Origin of the sequence: Pseudomonas sp. FGI182 (assembly GCF_000511325.1) — a bacterium.
GTDB lineage: Bacteria > Pseudomonadota > Gammaproteobacteria > Pseudomonadales > Pseudomonadaceae > Aquipseudomonas > Aquipseudomonas putida_Z.
The window spans coordinates 5,053,257-5,069,627 of record NZ_CP007012.1 but is presented as its reverse complement, the minus strand read 5'-3'; the positions used below and the strand labels follow the sequence as shown (position 1 = coordinate 5,069,627).

Annotated in this window: 10 protein-coding genes; 8 read left to right on the top strand and 2 right to left on the bottom strand. The window is 65.4% G+C overall.

Annotation, left to right across the window (positions count from 1 at the left end; all coding sequences use genetic code 11):
- The first annotated feature begins 146 nt into the window (after window positions 1-146).
- The 6 genes from recC (at window position 147) to C163_RS22285 (ending at window position 11,932) form a co-directional block, all read left to right on the top strand.
- Entirely contained in the window at window positions 147-3,629 is a 3,483-nt protein-coding gene (recC, locus tag C163_RS22310; protein ID WP_025340671.1) for an exodeoxyribonuclease V subunit gamma, read from the top strand.
- Window positions 3,626-7,303, top strand: a complete 3,678-nt coding sequence (recB, locus tag C163_RS22305; RefSeq protein WP_025340670.1) for an exodeoxyribonuclease V subunit beta — start codon at window positions 3,626-3,628, stop codon at window positions 7,301-7,303. The genes recC and recB overlap by 4 nt, the downstream gene beginning before the upstream one ends.
- Window positions 7,300-9,375, top strand: coding sequence for an exodeoxyribonuclease V subunit alpha (gene recD / locus C163_RS22300; protein WP_025340669.1), 2,076 nt, complete (start codon window positions 7,300-7,302; stop codon window positions 9,373-9,375). Before recB ends, recD begins: the two co-directional genes overlap by 4 nt.
- 226 nt (window positions 9,376-9,601) lie before the next feature.
- Complete coding sequence (locus C163_RS22295) at window positions 9,602-10,168, top strand: YfiR family protein (RefSeq protein WP_025340668.1); 567 nt, start codon at window positions 9,602-9,604, stop codon at window positions 10,166-10,168.
- A complete protein-coding gene (locus tag C163_RS22290) occupies window positions 10,165-11,436 on the top strand; it encodes a diguanylate cyclase domain-containing protein (RefSeq protein WP_025340667.1) in 1,272 nt (423 codons plus the stop codon). The genes C163_RS22295 and C163_RS22290 overlap by 4 nt, the downstream gene beginning before the upstream one ends.
- A gap of 4 nt (window positions 11,437-11,440) precedes the next feature.
- The gene (locus C163_RS22285; RefSeq protein ID WP_025340666.1) at window positions 11,441-11,932 is read left to right on the top strand and encodes an OmpA family protein; all 492 of its coding nucleotides are present in this window, start codon (window positions 11,441-11,443) and stop codon (window positions 11,930-11,932) included.
- Window positions 11,933-12,212: 280 nt separating this feature from the next.
- On the opposite strand, the gene C163_RS22280 is transcribed toward C163_RS22285, so the two are convergent.
- Complete coding sequence (locus tag C163_RS22280) at window positions 12,213-13,163, bottom strand: LysR family transcriptional regulator (protein ID WP_025340665.1); 951 nt, start codon at window positions 13,161-13,163, stop codon at window positions 12,213-12,215.
- Between the two features lie 132 nt (window positions 13,164-13,295).
- Here C163_RS22280 and C163_RS22275 point away from each other — a divergent pair, with 132 nt between their 5' ends.
- Complete coding sequence (locus C163_RS22275; RefSeq protein ID WP_025340664.1) at window positions 13,296-14,822, top strand: CoA-acylating methylmalonate-semialdehyde dehydrogenase; 1,527 nt, start codon at window positions 13,296-13,298, stop codon at window positions 14,820-14,822.
- A gap of 28 nt (window positions 14,823-14,850) precedes the next feature.
- A complete protein-coding gene (mmsB, locus tag C163_RS22270; protein WP_025340663.1) occupies window positions 14,851-15,738 on the top strand; it encodes a 3-hydroxyisobutyrate dehydrogenase in 888 nt (295 codons plus the stop codon).
- A gap of 228 nt (window positions 15,739-15,966) precedes the next feature.
- On the opposite strand, the gene C163_RS22265 is transcribed toward mmsB, so the two are convergent.
- Window positions 15,967-16,311, bottom strand: a complete 345-nt coding sequence (locus C163_RS22265) for a cupin domain-containing protein (protein WP_003258412.1) — start codon at window positions 16,309-16,311, stop codon at window positions 15,967-15,969.
- Window positions 16,312-16,371 lie beyond the last annotated feature (60 nt).

Here is a 16,371-nt window from a genome sequence, read left to right as displayed (position 1 = left end):
AGGCCGCTCCTACAAAGGTCGCGCAGGCCCGCTGTTATGTTGCCTCCCACAATTCAGACGGTTAATGGCACTACGCCATACTCTCCGTATGGTACCTACGTGATATCGTTTCCCCTCATCCCCCAGCGCCAGCCAGAGACCTCCCGATGCCCAACACCACCAACCTCCACCCCGGCTTCATGATCGTCCACGGCAACCGCCTCGACGACCTGCGCAGCCTGGTGGTGAGCTGGATGCGTCGCTATCCCTTGGCACCTCTGGAAAACGAAATCGCCCTGGTGCAGAGCAATGGCATCGCCCAATGGCTCAAACTGGCCCTTGCCGAAGACCCTCAGGACGATGACCAGGGTGGTTGTGGCATCGCCGCCGCCATCGACGTGCAACTGCCAGGCAGCTTCATGTGGCAGCTGTACCGCAGCGTGCTGGGCCGTGACGAAATTCCCGAAGTCTCCCTGCTCGACAAGGCACCGCTGACCTGGCGTCTGATGCGTCTGCTCCCGGCCTTGATCGAACGCCCGCATTTCGAGCCGTTGCGACGCTTCCTCACCGACGACAGCGACCTGCGCAAGCGCTATCAGCTCGCCGAGCGCCTGGCCGACCTGTTCGACCAGTATCAGGTCTACCGCGCCGACTGGCTCAAGGACTGGGCCGCTGGCGAGCACATCCTCAACACCGCTCGCGGTGAGCGCAAGGCGCTGCCCCCGGGTAACCGCTGGCAGGCCGAGTTGTGGCGTGCATTGCTGGAGGATGTTGGCGAGCAGGGCATGGCGCAGAGCCGTGCCGGCGTACATCAACGCTTCATCGAACGAATCAACAGCCTGGAGCAGGCACCTGCCGGTCTGCCGGCCCGGGTGATCGTATTCGGTATCTCCTCGCTGCCAGCCCAGGCCCTTGAGGCACTGGCCGGCCTGGCACGCTTCAGCCAGGTGCTGCTGTGCGTGCACAACCCCTGCCGCCACCACTGGGCCGATATCGTTGCCGACAAGGACCTGCTGCGCCACCAGTACAAGCGCCAGCAACGCAAGCAGGGCATGCCCTTGCAACTGGACGACCAGTCGCTGCACCAGCATGCCCACCCTTTGCTGGCCGCCTGGGGCAAACAAGGCCGCGACTACATCAACCTGCTCGACAGCTACGATGACCCCGGCAGTTACCAAGGCGTGTTCAGCGATGGTCGCATCGACCTGTTCAGTGACGGCTCGCCCACCACGCTGCTCAACCAGTTGCAGGACGACATCCTCGAACTGCGTCCGCTCGCCGAAACCCGCGAGCAGTGGCATCCAGTCGACCCGGCGAAGGACCGCTCGATTCGCTTCCACATCGCCCACAGCCCGCAACGTGAAGTGGAGATCCTTCACGATCAGTTACTGGCCCGGTTCAGCGCCGACCCAACCCTGCGCCCACGTGACGTGATCGTCATGCTGCCGGCCATCGATACCTATGCGCCGCATATTCGCGCCGTATTCGGCCAGTTGCAGCGCAACGATCCGCGCTACATCCCGTTCACCCTGACCGACCAGGGCCAGCGTGGCCGCGAACCCTTGCTGATTGCCCTCGAACACCTGCTCAAGCTACCGGATAGCCGCTTCGCGGTCAGCGAAGTGCTCGACCTGCTGGATGTGCCGGCAGTCCGCGCCCGTTTCGGCATACGCGAAAACGACCTGCCCACGCTGCACCGCTGGATCGAGGGGGCTGGCATCCGCTGGGGCCTCAATGCCGAGCAGCGGGCCAGCCTGGGCTTGCCCGCTGGGCTGGAACAGAACAGCTGGCGGTTCGGCCTGCGGCGCATGCTGCTGGGTTATGCCGTCGGCGTGGGTGAGGCCTGTGACGGCATCGAACCCTACGATGAAATCGGTGGCCTGGATGCGGCACTGATCGGCCCGCTGGTCGCCTTGCTGGACGCCCTCGAAGTGGCCGGCCAGGCCCTGTCCGAGCCTGCCACTGTCAGCCAGTGGGGCGAGCGCCTGCATGCCTTGCTGCAAGTGTTTTTCCTGGCTGAGGGCGAGCACGACGAGTTCCTGCTGATGCAGTTGCAGGATCTGCGTGATAGCTGGCTTGAAGTGTGCGAGGCCGTCGGCCTGCAAGACCCATTGCCGCTGACCGTAGTGCGCGAAGCCTGGCTGTCGGGCCTCGACCAGGGCAAGTTGTCCCAGCGTTTCCTCGCCGGCTCGGTGAACTTCTGTACCCTCATGCCGATGCGCGCCATCCCGTTCCGGGTGGTCTGCCTGCTGGGCATGAACGATGGCGATTACCCCCGCGCTCAGCAGCCGCTGGACTTCGACCTGATGGCCAGCGACTACCGCCCCGGTGACCGCTCGCGCCGCGAGGATGACCGCTACCTGCTGCTCGAAGCATTGTTGTCGGCCCGCGACCAACTGTATGTCAGCTGGGTCGGGCGCAGCATCCGCGACAACAGCGAACGCCCGGCCTCGGTACTGATCGGCCAGTTGCGCGATCACCTTGCAGCCGGCTGGCAGCTGGCAGGCGCGGAGCAGGGGCAGCCAGCGGAACCGGGCGAGCAATTGCTGCACGCACTGACCCAGGAGCACCCGCTGCAACCGTTCAGCCCACGCTACTTCCAGAAGGGCAGCCCGCTGTTCAGCTTTGCCCACGAATGGCAGGTGTTGCACCAGCAGGGCCATGAGGACCAGCAGGCTGACCCCGGCCTGCCGCCATACCATGACAATGAGGCCTTGAGCCTGACCCAGCTGAATGATTTCCTGCGCCACCCGGTGCGGCACTTCTTCAGCCAGCGTCTGAAAGTCTACTTCGAAGCGCTGGAAGCACCGACCCCGGACGAGGAACCCTTCGTCCTCGATACCCTGCAACGGTACGGCGCCAGTGAAAGCCTGCTGGGTGCAGCGCTGGCCGAGCCGGACAATGCCGAACAGGCCCTGCAGGCCCAGGCCCGGCGTTTGCAGGCCTGTGGCGTGCTGCCACTGGCCGGCTTCGGCGAACTGCTGCAGCGCGAGCTGATCGAGCCGCTGCCAGACCTGCTGCAACGCCACCGCCAGCTATTGCAACGCTGGCCGCAGCTGGTCGAGGGGGCATTGCCAGTGCATTTCGAGCACGGCCAGCATCGCCTCGAAGGCTGGCTGGGGCGGGTGTTCCAGGCGGATGACCAGAGCCTGCTCAGCATCACCACCGTACCCAACACCATCAGTGCCGGGCGTAACGCCCTCAAGTGGCACCGCCTGATCGCGCCCTGGGTCACGCACCTGGTGGCCTGCGCGGCGGGCTACCCCTATAACAGCGCGCTGGTGGCCAGCGACCTGACCCTGCTGCTTGCGCCACTGCCGCAAGCGCAAGCGGCGCAATTGCTGGGCGACCTGCTGGTAGCCCGCCAGGCGGCGATGAATGCGCCGTTGCCGGTCGCGGCCAAGACCGCGTTCGCCTGGCTGGCCCAGGACGATAGCGACAAAGCCCTGGCTGCTGCTGCCCGCGCCTACGAAGGCGACGAGCGCACCAGCTTCGGCGAGCGCAGTGAAAGCATCGCCCTGGCCCGGCAGTTCCGCGACTTTGCCGCGCTCACCGCTGATGAAACCTTCGAAGGCTGGTGCGAAGCCTTGTACCGCCCATTGTTCAACGCCCCGTGGCAGACCCTGGGCAACCCGGAGAAAGGCGCATGACCCAGGACCGTCCCCTGGCACTGAGTTTCCCCCTGCACGGTAGCCAGCTGATCGAGGCCAGCGCCGGCACGGGCAAGACCTTCACCATTTCGGCGCTGTACCTGCGCCTGATCCTCGGTCACGGTGGCGAGCAGGGCTTCGACCGCGAGCTGCTACCACCGCAGATACTCGTGGTGACCTTCACCGACGCCGCCACCAAAGAGCTGCGCGAACGTATCCGCGCCCGCCTGGCCGAAGCTGCGCGGTTCTTCCGTGGCGAGCTGGATGCGGCCGACCCGCTGCTGCACCAGCTGCGTGACGACTACCCGGAAGAAACCTGGCCACGCTGTGCCGGGCGCCTGGAAATCGCCGTGCAGTGGATGGACGAGGCAGCGGTATCGACCATCCACGGCTGGTGCCAGCGCATGCTGCGCGAACATGCCTTCGACAGCGGCAGCCTGTTTACCCAGACCCTGGAAACCGACCACAGCGAACTGCTGGGCCAGGTCATGCGCGACTACTGGCGGCGCTTCTGCTACGGCATGCAAGGCGACGCGCTGGCCTGGGTGCGTGGCCACTGGGGCAGCCCCGACGCCTTGCTGCCGCGGATCCGCCCACTGTTCGGTCGCGTGCGCGCCCAGCACGACGGGCCCGAGCCGGCGGCACTGATCCAGGCATCGCTGCAGCAGCGTGGCGAGCAGTTGGCCCGGCTAAAGGCGCCTTGGGCGCAATGGGCCGAGGAGTTGCGCCAGATCTGCCGTGATGCACTGGCCGCCAAACAAGTCGATGGCCGCAAGATGCAGGCCCGTTACTTCGAGCCCTGGTTCGATAAGCTCTGCGCCTGGGCCGCAGCCGAACAACTGGTGGAGCTCGACCTGGGCACCGGCTTTACCCGCCTGACCCCGGCGGGCATGGCCGAAGCCTGGAAGGGCGAGCCACCCGAGCACCCGGCCCTCAATGCCATGCAGAGCTTGCAGCAACAGCTCCAAGCCCTGGACAGCCCGGATGCCCCATTGCTCGAGCATGCCGCCAACTGGGTATCGGCACGCTTCGAAGTGGAGAAGCGTCGGCGTGCGGAAATGGGCTTCGACGACATGCTCCTGCGCCTGCAGCACGCCCTTGCCAGCGAGGCCGGCGAGCGCTTGGCCAGCCTGATCCGCGAACAGTTCCCGGTGGCGTTGATCGACGAGTTCCAGGACACCGACCCGGTGCAGTACGGCATCTTCGAGCGCATCTACCAGATCAGCGAAAACCGCGCCGAAACCGGCCTGTTCATGATCGGCGACCCCAAGCAGGCGATCTATGCCTTCCGTGGCGCCGACATCTACACCTACCTCGCCGCCCGCCGTGCCACGAGTGGTCGCCTGCACAGCCTGGACACCAACTACCGCTCCAGCAAGGCTATGGTCGCGGCGGTCAACCAGGTGTTCCTGCAGGCCGAGGCGCGTGAGGCAGGGCGTGGCGCATTCCTGTTCCGCGAGGCCGATGACAACCCGCTGCCGTTCATCGAGGTCCGCGCCAAAGGCCGTGGCGAGCAGCTGTTGATCGACGGTGAAGCCTGCGCAGCCCTTCAATGCTGGCATCTGGAAAGCGAAGAGCCGGTCTCCGGCAGCGTTTACCGGCAGCAGCTGGCCGCCAGTTGCGCCAGCCATATCGTCGCCTTGCTCAATGGCGGCCAGCAAGGCACGGCTGGTTTCCAGAATGCCGAGGGCGAACTGCGCCCGTGCCTCCCATCGGACATCGCCATCCTGGTGCGCGATGGCCATGAAGCGCAGATGGTCCGCGCCGAGCTTGCCGCGCGCGAGGTGCGTAGTGTGTACCTGTCCGACAAGGACTCGGTATTCGCCGCCCAGGAAGCCCACGACCTGTTGGCCTGGCTAAAGGCCTGCGCCGAACCCGACTCGGAGCGCCTGCTCAAGGCCGCTCTGGCCAGCCTTACCCTCGATCTGTCGCTGGCTGCGCTGGACCGCCTGAACCAGGACGAGCGGGTCTGGGAAGACTGGGTCATGCGTTTTCGCCGTTACCGCGACACCTGGCAGCGCCAGGGCGTGTTGCCGATGCTGCGGCACCTGCTGCATGACTTCCAGCTGCCGCGCACGCTGATCCGCCGCAGCGATGGCGAGCGGGTGCTGACCAACCTGCTGCACCTGGCCGAGCTGTTGCAACAGGCTGCCGGCGAACTGGACGGCGAACAGGCGCTGATCCGCCACCTGGCCGAGCACCTGGCCAGTTCCGGCCAGGCTGGTGAAGAGCAGATCCTGCGCCTGGAGAGTGACGAGCAGTTGGTGAAAGTGGTGACCATCCACAAATCCAAGGGCCTGGAATACCCCTTGGTCTACCTGCCGTTCATCTGCACCAGCAAACCAGTGGACGGCAGCCGCCTGCCGCTGGCCTGGCATGATAGCCAGGGCAACGCCCATCTCACCCTCACACCAGACCAGGAACAGATCGAGCGCGCCGACGACGAGCGCCTGGCCGAAGACCTGCGCCTGCTCTATGTGGCCCTGACCCGCGCCCAGCATGCCTGCTGGCTGGGTGTCGCCGACCTCAAGCGGGGCAACCAGAAGAGCTCGCAACTGCACCGCTCGGCGTTCGGCTACCTGCTGGGTGGCGGCCTCGCCCTGCCGGGCTCGCAGCAGCTGACGGACTGGTTGCAGGCCTTGGCCAAGACCTGCCCGCACATCTCTTGCCCGAGCCTGCCGCCGGCAGATGAGCAGGTGTATCGCATGCCGCACGCAGAGCATGAGCTGCTACCTGCCCGCAAACCGCGCCGCGCAGCGGGCGCCGAGCATTGGTGGATTGCCTCGTACAGTGCCCTGCGCGTCGGCGACCAGACCCTCGGTGCCGACAGTTCGCAGGCCCAGCAGTTACTGGATGATGAAGTGGTCGATACCCAGGTGCTGCGCGAGGTCCCGGCCGACAGTGGCGATATTCACCGCTTCCCGCGCGGGCCCAACCCGGGCACCTTCCTGCATGGCTTGCTGGAATGGGTTGGCCGCGAGGGCTTCAGCCAGGTCAGCGGCAATGCACGGCTGATCGAGCGAACCGTTGGCCAGCGCTGCAACCGTCGTGACTGGACCGGCTGGATCCCCACCCTGACGCACTGGCTGCAGCGCCTGCTGGGCGAAGCGCTGCCGTTGCCGGGCAACGACCTCGGTGTGACGCTCGGGCAGCTGCGCCACTACCAGATCGAAATGGAGTTCTGGTTCGCCAGCCACCAGGTCGATGCCGAACAACTCGACCGCCTGGTGGCACGCCACACCCACCCCGGCCTGGCACGCCCGGCGGCGCAGCCGACCGTGCTCAATGGCATGTTCAAAGGTTTCATCGACCTGGCCTTCGAGCTGGACGGGCGTTACTACGTGACCGACTACAAATCCAACTGGCTGGGCCCGGATATCCAGGCCTACGATGCCCTTGCCATGGAAAAGGCCATCCTCGAGCATCGCTACGACCTGCAGTACGTGCTGTACCTGCTGGCCCTGCATCGCCAGTTGCGCGCCCGCCTGCCTGACTACGACTACGACCGCCATGTCGGTGGCGCCCTGTTCATCTTCCTGCGAGGTGCCAGCAGCAGCGGCCACGGCGTTTACCACGCCAAGCCACCGCGTGAGCTGATCGAAAGCCTCGATGCGCTGTTCCGTGGTGAGCATCCGCCCGTACAGCAGGACCTGTTTGCCGGAGCCGTGATATGAGCCGAAGCCTCGTCGACCTGTTGCCCACTCCGCTGCACGCCGAGCACCTGCTCGCACTGGCGCCGCAGCATGACAGCGGTGACCTGCTGCAACTGCTCGACCGCTGGGTAGAGCGGGGCTGGCTGCGTGCCCTGGACCGTGCGTTCGTATCGTTCCTTGAGGAACGAGCCCCCGGTAGCGACCCCCTGCTGTTGCTGGCCGCCGCCCTGGCCAGCCACCAACTGGGCCACGGCCATGTCTGCCTCGACCTGCAGCAAACACTGGCCGAGCCCGATTTCGCCCTGTCGTTGCCGCCTGAAGGCGACGCCTTGACCGGCCCCTTGCTGCTGCCCTCGCAGTTGCTGGCCAACCTCGACCTGCACGCCTGGCGCCAGCGCATTACCGCCAGCCCGCTGGTGGCCGCCGGGGATACCCCGGGCCAGCAAGCGCGGCCTCTGGTCCTCAGCGGCGAGCGTTTGTACTTGCGCCGTTACTGGAGTTACGAGCGGCGCATCGACCATACTCTTCGCCAGCGCCTGACCCAGGCCGAAGCGCCTCCGGCCGACCTGCCTGGCCGTCTGGCGCAACTGTTCGACGGTGGCGCGCCGGCAGGCCAGGTGGACTGGCAGAAGCTCGCCTGCGCCCTGGCCACCCGCGCAGGCTTCAGCATCATCACCGGCGGCCCCGGCACGGGTAAGACGACTACCGTGGTGCGCCTGCTGGCCTTGCTGCAGGCGCCGGCGGTAGAGCAGGGCAGGCCATTGCGCATTCGCCTGGCCGCGCCGACCGGCAAGGCGGCCGCGCGCCTGACCGAATCCATTGGCCAACAGGTCGAGCGCCTGCAGGTCAGCGCCGAGGTGCGCGGGCAGATCCCCACCGAGGTCAGCACCGTGCACCGCCTGCTCGGCAGCCGCCCCGGTTCGCGGCACTTCCGTCACCATGCCGGCAACCCGCTGCCGTTGGACGTGCTGGTGGTCGACGAAGCGTCGATGATCGACCTTGAGATGATGGCCAACCTGCTCGATGCCCTGCCGCCACGGGCACGTCTGGTACTGCTGGGCGACAAGGACCAGCTGGCCTCGGTCGAAGCCGGTGCGGTACTGGGTGACCTATGCCGAGATGCCGAGGAGGGCTGTTACTCGCCGGCGACCGAGGCATGGCTGGAGCAGACCGGCGGCGAGTCGCTGGCGGGCAGCGGCCTCAAGGCCGGCGATGAGCAACGCAACCCGTTGGCCCAGCAGGTGGTGATGCTGCGCTTCTCGCGGCGTTTCGGCGAAGGTAGCGGCATTGGCCAGCTGGCCCGGCTGGTCAACCGCCAGGACGCCCATGCGGCGCGCAACCTGCTGGCCGCGCCGCCGCCCGATGTGTACAGCCTGGCCCTGAAGCACGAACAGGACCGCGCCTTCGACCGCCTGTTGCTCGACGGCCTGAACCGCGGCAGCGACGGCCCGCAGGGTTATCGCAGCTACCTGCGCACCCTTGGCCGCTTCCGCCCGGCACTCGATACCGCCGTTGACGACCCCGCGTGGGAGCAATGGGCGGGCAAGGTGCTGCACAGCTTCGAGGACTTCCAGTTGCTGTGCGCGGTACGCCGCGGCGCCTGGGGTGTCGAAGGCCTCAACGAGCGGGTGGCGCGGGTACTGCACAATGCCGGGCTGATCGACAGCCAGCAGCCTTGGTACGAAGGGCGCCCGGTGCTGGTAACCCGCAACGATTACGGCCTGGGCCTGATGAACGGTGACATCGGCATTGCCCTGCGCCTGCCGGACGAGCGCGGCGAACCCCTGTTGCGCGTGGCCTTCCCGCGTAACGACGGCAGCGGCGGTGTGCGCTTCGTCCTGCCCAGCCGGCTGAACGAAGTGGAAACGGTATTCGCCATGACCGTGCACAAGTCCCAGGGCTCGGAGTTCAGCCACACCGCGCTGGTGCTACCGGATGCGCTCAACCCGGTGCTGACCAAGGAGCTGGTATACACCGGCATCACCCGCGCCAAGCACTGCTTCAGCCTGGTCGAGCCCCGCCAGGGTATTTTCGAAGAGGCGGTGGCGCGCAAGGTACGGCGAATTTCCGGGTTGATGCTGGAGCAAGTCTGACACCGGACGCAGTCCTCTGTAGGAGCGGCCTTGTGTCGCGAAAGGGCCGCAAAGCGGCCCCCGGATCTCAGCAGCGCAGCAGATATCGAGGGGCTGCTATGCAGCCCTTTCGCGACACAAGGCCGCTCCTACAGGGAACGTAAATGCCTCCGCGCCTTTCATACAGGCATGCGGCCATGTGCTATCGTTGCGCCGATATTGGAAAGGACCTTAAGAGATTTCCCACATGAAAGTGGCCGCAAGGCGAGTGACGAGCTGTGCGCTTTCGCTATTGCTGGCCGCCCTGTTCCTTTCCGCAGGCCCGGCCCGGGCAGACCCCGCCATAACTGCCGCCCAGGCGCAGCAACGTGCCAAGGCCGTCACCCAGGTGGTGCTGGGCATCTTCAGCTACGCCCGCTGGCCCGTCGAACCCTCGCCCTTGCGCCTGTGCCTGGTCGGCCCGACCGAATACGCCGATGACCTGATCAAAGGCCATGTGCAGGAGTCCGGCCGACCGCTGCAGGTGCGGCGGCTGCTGGCAGACGATAGCCAGGTCGCCCAGGCCTGCGACGCCATCTACATCGGCAAACTCGACCAGGGCCAGCGCGACCGGCTGTTCGAGCGCGTCAGTGGCCACCCGGTGCTGAGCATCAGCGAGGCGGACGACCCGTGCACGGTCGGCAGCCTGTTCTGCTTGCGGGTCAGCGACCAGCAGGTAGCCTTTGAAGTCAACCTGGACTCGGTGGCACGCTCCGGCGTGCGCATTCACCCCAGCGTGCTGCAATTGTCGCGGCGCCGGGCGGTGCAACCATGAAACCAACCCGCAAGCGCGGCGTGCGCCCGACCCTGCGCTCGGTGCTGGGCCGTGGCCATCTCAGCGTCGCCTTGCTCGCCGTGGGCCTGGCCGGCATATCCCTGACCCTGCTGGGCGTGCTCGCCCTGCGTGTCTACGCCAACGACAACCTGCACCTGATCGCCCGCTCGATCAGCTACACCGTGGAAGCGGCGGTGGTGTTTGACGACAGCGCTGCGGCCAATGAATCGCTGGCGCTGATTGCCAGTGCCGAGGAAGTGGCCGAAGCCAGGGTCTTCAACAACGAAGGCGAGCAACTGGCGCATTGGCAGCGCAGCGATACCGGCGTGCTCGCGCGGCTGGAGGCGCAGGTGGCCACCGCCTTGCTGGATGAGCCGATCAACCTGCCGATCACGCACCAGCAACAGCAGGTCGGGCGCATCGAGCTGGTTGGCCAGGGGCGTAGCCTGTTGCTGTTCCTGTTCAGCGGGCTGGCCGGCATCCTGTTCTGCACGGTGCTCAGCGCCCTGGCTGCTCAATACCTGTCACGGCGTCTGCTCAGCGATATCGTCCGCCCGCTGCGTGGCCTGGCCAGTGTCGCCCACGCCGCCCGCCGCGAGCGCAGTTTCGACCGACGCGTGCCGGAAGCGCCGATTGCCGAGCTCAACGAACTGGGCAATGACTTCAACGCCCTGCTGGATGAGCTGGAGGTATGGCACAGCCACCTGCAGAGCGAAAACCAGACCCTGGCGCACCAGGCCAGCCACGACAGCCTGACCGGCCTGCCCAACCGCGCCTTCTTCGAGGGGCGCTTGAGCCGCAGCGTGCGCAATGCAGAACGGCAGCAAGATCACCTGGCGCTGCTGTTTCTCGACAGCGACCACTTCAAGCAGATCAACGACACCCTCGGCCATGCGGTGGGCGACGAAGTGCTGATCAGCGTGGCCGACCGCGTGCGTGCCCAACTGCGCGAGCACGACCTGGTGGCGCGCCTGGGAGGCGATGAGTTCGCCGTGCTGCTGACGCCTTTGCATTCGCGCCAGGACGCCGAGCACATTGCCGAGAAGATCGTTGCCAGCATGAAGTTGCCGGTACAGCTGGACAGTGGCCGCAGTATCGCCACCTCGTTGAGTGTCGGTATTGCCTATTACCCGGATGACGGTGCTGACCCCGCCAGTCTTCTGAATGCCGCCGATGCGGCGATGTACCAGGCCAAGCGCAAACGCCGTGGTCATTGGCAAGTGGCGCAGACGGAACGGTCCGCCAGCGAAATCAAGAACAGGAGTTGAACCCGTGATACAGGCTTTGCGTTTCCCCCTATGGGCCTTGTTGCTCGCCGTGCTGGCGCTGACCGGCTGCCAGAGCGCTCCGCCCAAGGGCCTGACCGCCGAGCAGATTGCCGTGCTCAAGCGTGAAGGCTTTACCCCGACCGACGAAGGCTGGGCCTACGATTTGTCCGGCAAGGTGCTGTTCGGCAGCGACCTGGACAGCCTCAACAGCCAGAGCCAGGCGATTGTCGAACGCATTGGCAAGGCGCTGCTCGGCGTTGGCATCCAGGGCGTGCGGGTGGATGGACATGCCGACTCGTCCGGCAAGGCGGCGTATAACCAGCAGCTATCCGAGCGCCGCGCGCAGAGCGTTGCCAAGGCGCTGGTCGGGGTAGGCATGCCGGCGCAGAACATCCAGAGCCGTGGGTTGGGCAGTAGTCAGCCGGTGGCGGACAACCGCACCAGCGCCGGGCGTACCGAGAACCGGCGGGTGTCCATTGTGGTGGCTTCCTACTGACCACAGCCTACGGGCTATCAGATATCCCTGTGGGAGCGGGTTCACCCGCGAACACCGGCGAAGCCGGTGCCATGCACCGAGTTGTCTGCTTCGCGGGTAAACCCGCTCCCACATTATCTGTGTTACCCCTGGGGTTTCAGCGCAGATGCACAAATTGCCGGGGCTGCTCTGCAGCCCTTTCGCGACACAAGGCCGCTCCTACAGGTACAGCGACAACCTCGAGATCAACGCTGCACCCGTGGGAGCTGGCTTGCCGGCGATGGGCTGCAACGCAGCCCCCTTATTCCTGAGCAAACCGCATCTCTCGGGTCTCGCCCATCAACAACGGCGCATTCGCCTCCGTCACCCCGCGAATGTAATCCCACAACAGGGTAATCCGCTTCAGCTTGCGCAAATCCTCCCGGCAATACATCCAGAACTGCCGTGTCACCTCGATCTCCTCCGGCAACACCGTCACCAGACGCGGGTCCTGTGCCGCCAGGAAGCACGGCAAGATAGCCAGCCCACGCCCCTGCAACGCAGCCGTGTACTGCGCAATCACGCTGGTACTGCGCAAATGCGCGCTGGCGCTGGGGATCAGGTTGGCCAGGTACAGCAGCTCCGAACTGAACGCCAGGTCGTCCACGTAGCTGATGAACGGGTGCCTGGCCAGGTCCGCGATCTGGTTGATCGGTGCGTGGCTGTCCAGGTAGCCCTGGGTCGCGTACAGCCGCAAGCGGTAGTCGCACAGCTTGCAGCACACATAAGGCCCATGCTCCGGCCGCTCCAGGGCGATGACGATGTCCGCCTCGCGCTTGGACAGGCTGATGAAGTGCGGCAGCGGCAGGATATCCACCGAAATCGCCGGGTAGGCATCGACGAAGTGGCTTAGCTGCGGGGTGACGAAGAAGCTGCCGAAGCCTTCGGTGCAGCCCATGCGCACATGCCCCGACAACGCCACGCCCGACCCGGACACCTGCTCGCAGGCCATGTGCAGCGTGCTCTCGATCGACTCGGCATAGCCCAGCAGGCGCTGGCCCTCGGCGGTGAGGACAAAGCCGTTGGTCCGGGATTTCTCGAACAGCAAGGTGCCCAGCGCCCCCTCCAGCGAGCTGATGCGCCGCGACACCGTGGTGTAGTCCACGCTCAGGCGCTTGGCGGCGCTGCTGGCCTTGCGGGTACGCGCCACTTCAAGGAAGAACTTCAGGTCGTCCCAGTTGAGCGCGCTCAGGGATGTGAGGTCTTTTTGCATGATGATCCGGTTTTTTTGTGCGTTCTTGTTGGATGTTTGCACATCTATACTCGAAACAAGCCTCAGGACGCCACCTCGCGTTTGCACGGCGCTGGCGATCTCGTCCCGACAATAATTCCAAGGAGAACGCAGATGAACGCACCGCAATCCCCTAACCAGACCAAAATCGAGCAGGTCAAGCTGCTGATCGACGGCCAATGGGTCGAGTCCAAGACCACCGAATGGCGCGACATCGTCAACCCGGCCACCCAAGAGGTGCTGGCGCGCGTACCGTTCGCCACCGTCGAAGAAGTCGACGCGGCCGTCGCCGCTGCCCACCGCGCTTTCCAGACCTGGCGTAACACGCCGATCGGCGCGCGCATGCGCATCATGCTCAAGCTGCAGGCGCTGATCCGCGAAAACACCAAACGCATCGCCCAGGTCCTCAGTGCCGAGCAGGGCAAGACCCTGGCCGACGCCGAAGGCGATATCTTCCGCGGTCTGGAAGTGGTCGAGCACGCCGCCTCCATCGGCACCCTGCAGATGGGCGAATTCGCCGAGAACGTTGCCGGCGGCGTCGATACCTATACCCTGCGCCAGCCGATCGGCGTATGCGCCGGCATCACACCGTTCAACTTCCCGGCGATGATCCCGCTGTGGATGTTCCCCATGGCCATCGTCTGCGGCAATACCTTCGTGCTCAAACCGTCCGAGCAAGACCCGCTGTCGACCATGCTGCTGGTCGAACTGGCGCTGGAAGCCGGCATACCGGCTGGCGTGCTCAACGTGGTGCATGGCGGCAAGCAAGTGGTGGATGCCATTTGCACCCACCAGGACATCAAGGCGATTTCCTTCGTCGGCTCCACCGAAGTGGGCACCCACGTGTACAACCTGGGCAGCCAGCACGGCAAGCGCGTGCAGTCGATGATGGGCGCGAAGAACCACGCGGTGGTGCTGCCCGATGCCAACCGCACGCAAACCGTCAACGCCTTGGTCGGCGCCGCCTTCGGTGCAGCAGGCCAACGCTGCATGGCCACCTCGGTGGCGGTGTTGGTGGGCAAGGCCCGCGAATGGCTGCCGGATATCAAGGACGCGGCCAGCAAGCTCAAGGTCAATGCCGGTTGCGAGCCAGGCACCGATGTCGGCCCGGTGGTTTCCAAGCGCGCCAAGGAGCGTGTGCTGGGCCTGATCGAAAGTGGCATCAAGGAAGGCGCCAAGCTGGAACTCGACGGCCGTGACGTCACGGTGCCGGGCTACGAGCAAGGCAACTTCATCGGCCCGACCCTGTTTTCGGGCGTGAAGACCGACATGCAGGTTTACACCCAGGAAATCTTCGGGCCGGTGCTGGTGACCCTGGAAGTCGATACCCTCGACGAGGCCATCGCCCTGGTCAACGCCAACCCGTTCGGCAACGGCACCGGCCTGTTCACCCAGAGCGGCGCGGCAGCGCGCAAGTTCCAGAGCGAAATCGACATCGGCCAGGTCGGCATCAACATCCCGATCCCGGTCCCGGTACCGTTCTTCAGCTTCACCGGTTCGCGTGGCTCCAAGCTCGGCGACCTCGGCCCGTACGGCAAGCAAGTGGTGCAGTTCTACACTCAGACCAAGACCGTCACCGCCCGCTGGTTCGATGATGACAGCGTCAACGACGGTGTGAACACCACCATCAGCCTGCGCTAAGCCATCAGCCTGCGCTAAGGAGAGAGTCATGCGTATCGCATTCATCGGGCTCGGCAACATGGGCGCACCCATGGCCCGCAACCTGATCAAGGCCGGGCACCAACTGAACCTGTTCGACCTGAACAAGGCCGTGCTGGCCGAGCTGGCAGAACTGGGCGGGCAGATCAGCCCTTCGCCAAAGGACGCGGCGGCCAACAGCGAGCTGGTGATCACCATGCTGCCGGCTGCTGCCCATGTGCGCAGCGTGTACCTGAACGAAGACGGCGTGCTGGCCGGCATTCGCCCCGGCACGCCGACCGTGGATTGCAGCACCATCGACCCGCAGACTGCGCGTGATGTGTCCAAGGCCGCAGCGGCCAAGGGCGTGGACATGGGCGATGCGCCGGTGTCCGGCGGCACCGGCGGCGCGGCGGCAGGCACCCTGACCTTCATGGTCGGCGCCAGCACCGAGCTGTTTGCCACCCTCAAGCCGGTACTGGAGCAGATGGGCCGCAACATCGTGCACTGCGGTGAAGTCGGCACAGGGCAGATCGCCAAGATCTGCAACAACCTGCTGCTGGGCATCTCGATGATCGGCGTGTCCGAGGCCATGGCCCTGGGCAATGCGCTGGGCATCGACACCAAAGTGCTGGCCGGCATCATCAACAGTTCGACCGGGCGTTGCTGGAGCTCGGACACCTACAACCCATGGCCGGGCATCATCGAAACCGCGCCGGCATCGCGTGGCTATACCGGAGGCTTTGGCGCCGAGCTGATGCTCAAGGACCTGGGGCTGGCCACCGAGGCTGCACGCCAGGCGCATCAACCGGTAATCCTGGGGGCCGTGGCCCAGCAGCTGTACCAGGCCATGAGCCTGCGCGGCGAGGGTGGCAAGGACTTCTCGGCGATCGTCGAGGGTTACCGCAAGAAGGATTGACGAGCGAGGACTTCATCGCGGGCCAGGCGGCCTTCCCTCTGTAACTGCGCACCAGAGGGAAGGGCGTCTGATCCGCGATTTTTTTTGCCCGAATGCCAGGCTCGGATTAGCTTGTAGGAGCAGCCTTGTGCTGCGAAGAGGCCTGATCCGGCCCAGCACATGTGTTGCCATGACTGGCCTCTTCGCAGCACAAGGCTGCTCCTACAGGGCTATGTGCGGCGTGTGAGATCAGGCAAAGACAAAGTACTTGCGCACGGTCTCGACCACTTCCCAGGTGCCTTTCATCCCCGGTTCGATCACGAACACATCACCCGCTTTCAGGTGCTTCGGCTCTTCGCCTTCCGGGGTGATGATGCAGTAGCCATCGAGGAAGTGGCAGAACTCCCACTTCTCGTAGTTGACCTCGAACTTGCCTGGGGTGCAGATCCAGGTGCCCATGATCTTGCTGCCGTCGGCCGACAGATAGGCGTTGAGGTTGACGGTGTGCGGATCGCCGCCGATGCGCTTCCACTTGGTGGCGTCCACGACCGGCGTCGGGCAGGTTTCGCGCAGGACGGTGATGAAATCGGACATGGCACAACTCCTGGTGACTGGCTGAATGACTCGTCACCATAGGGCCATCGGCCGAGCCGC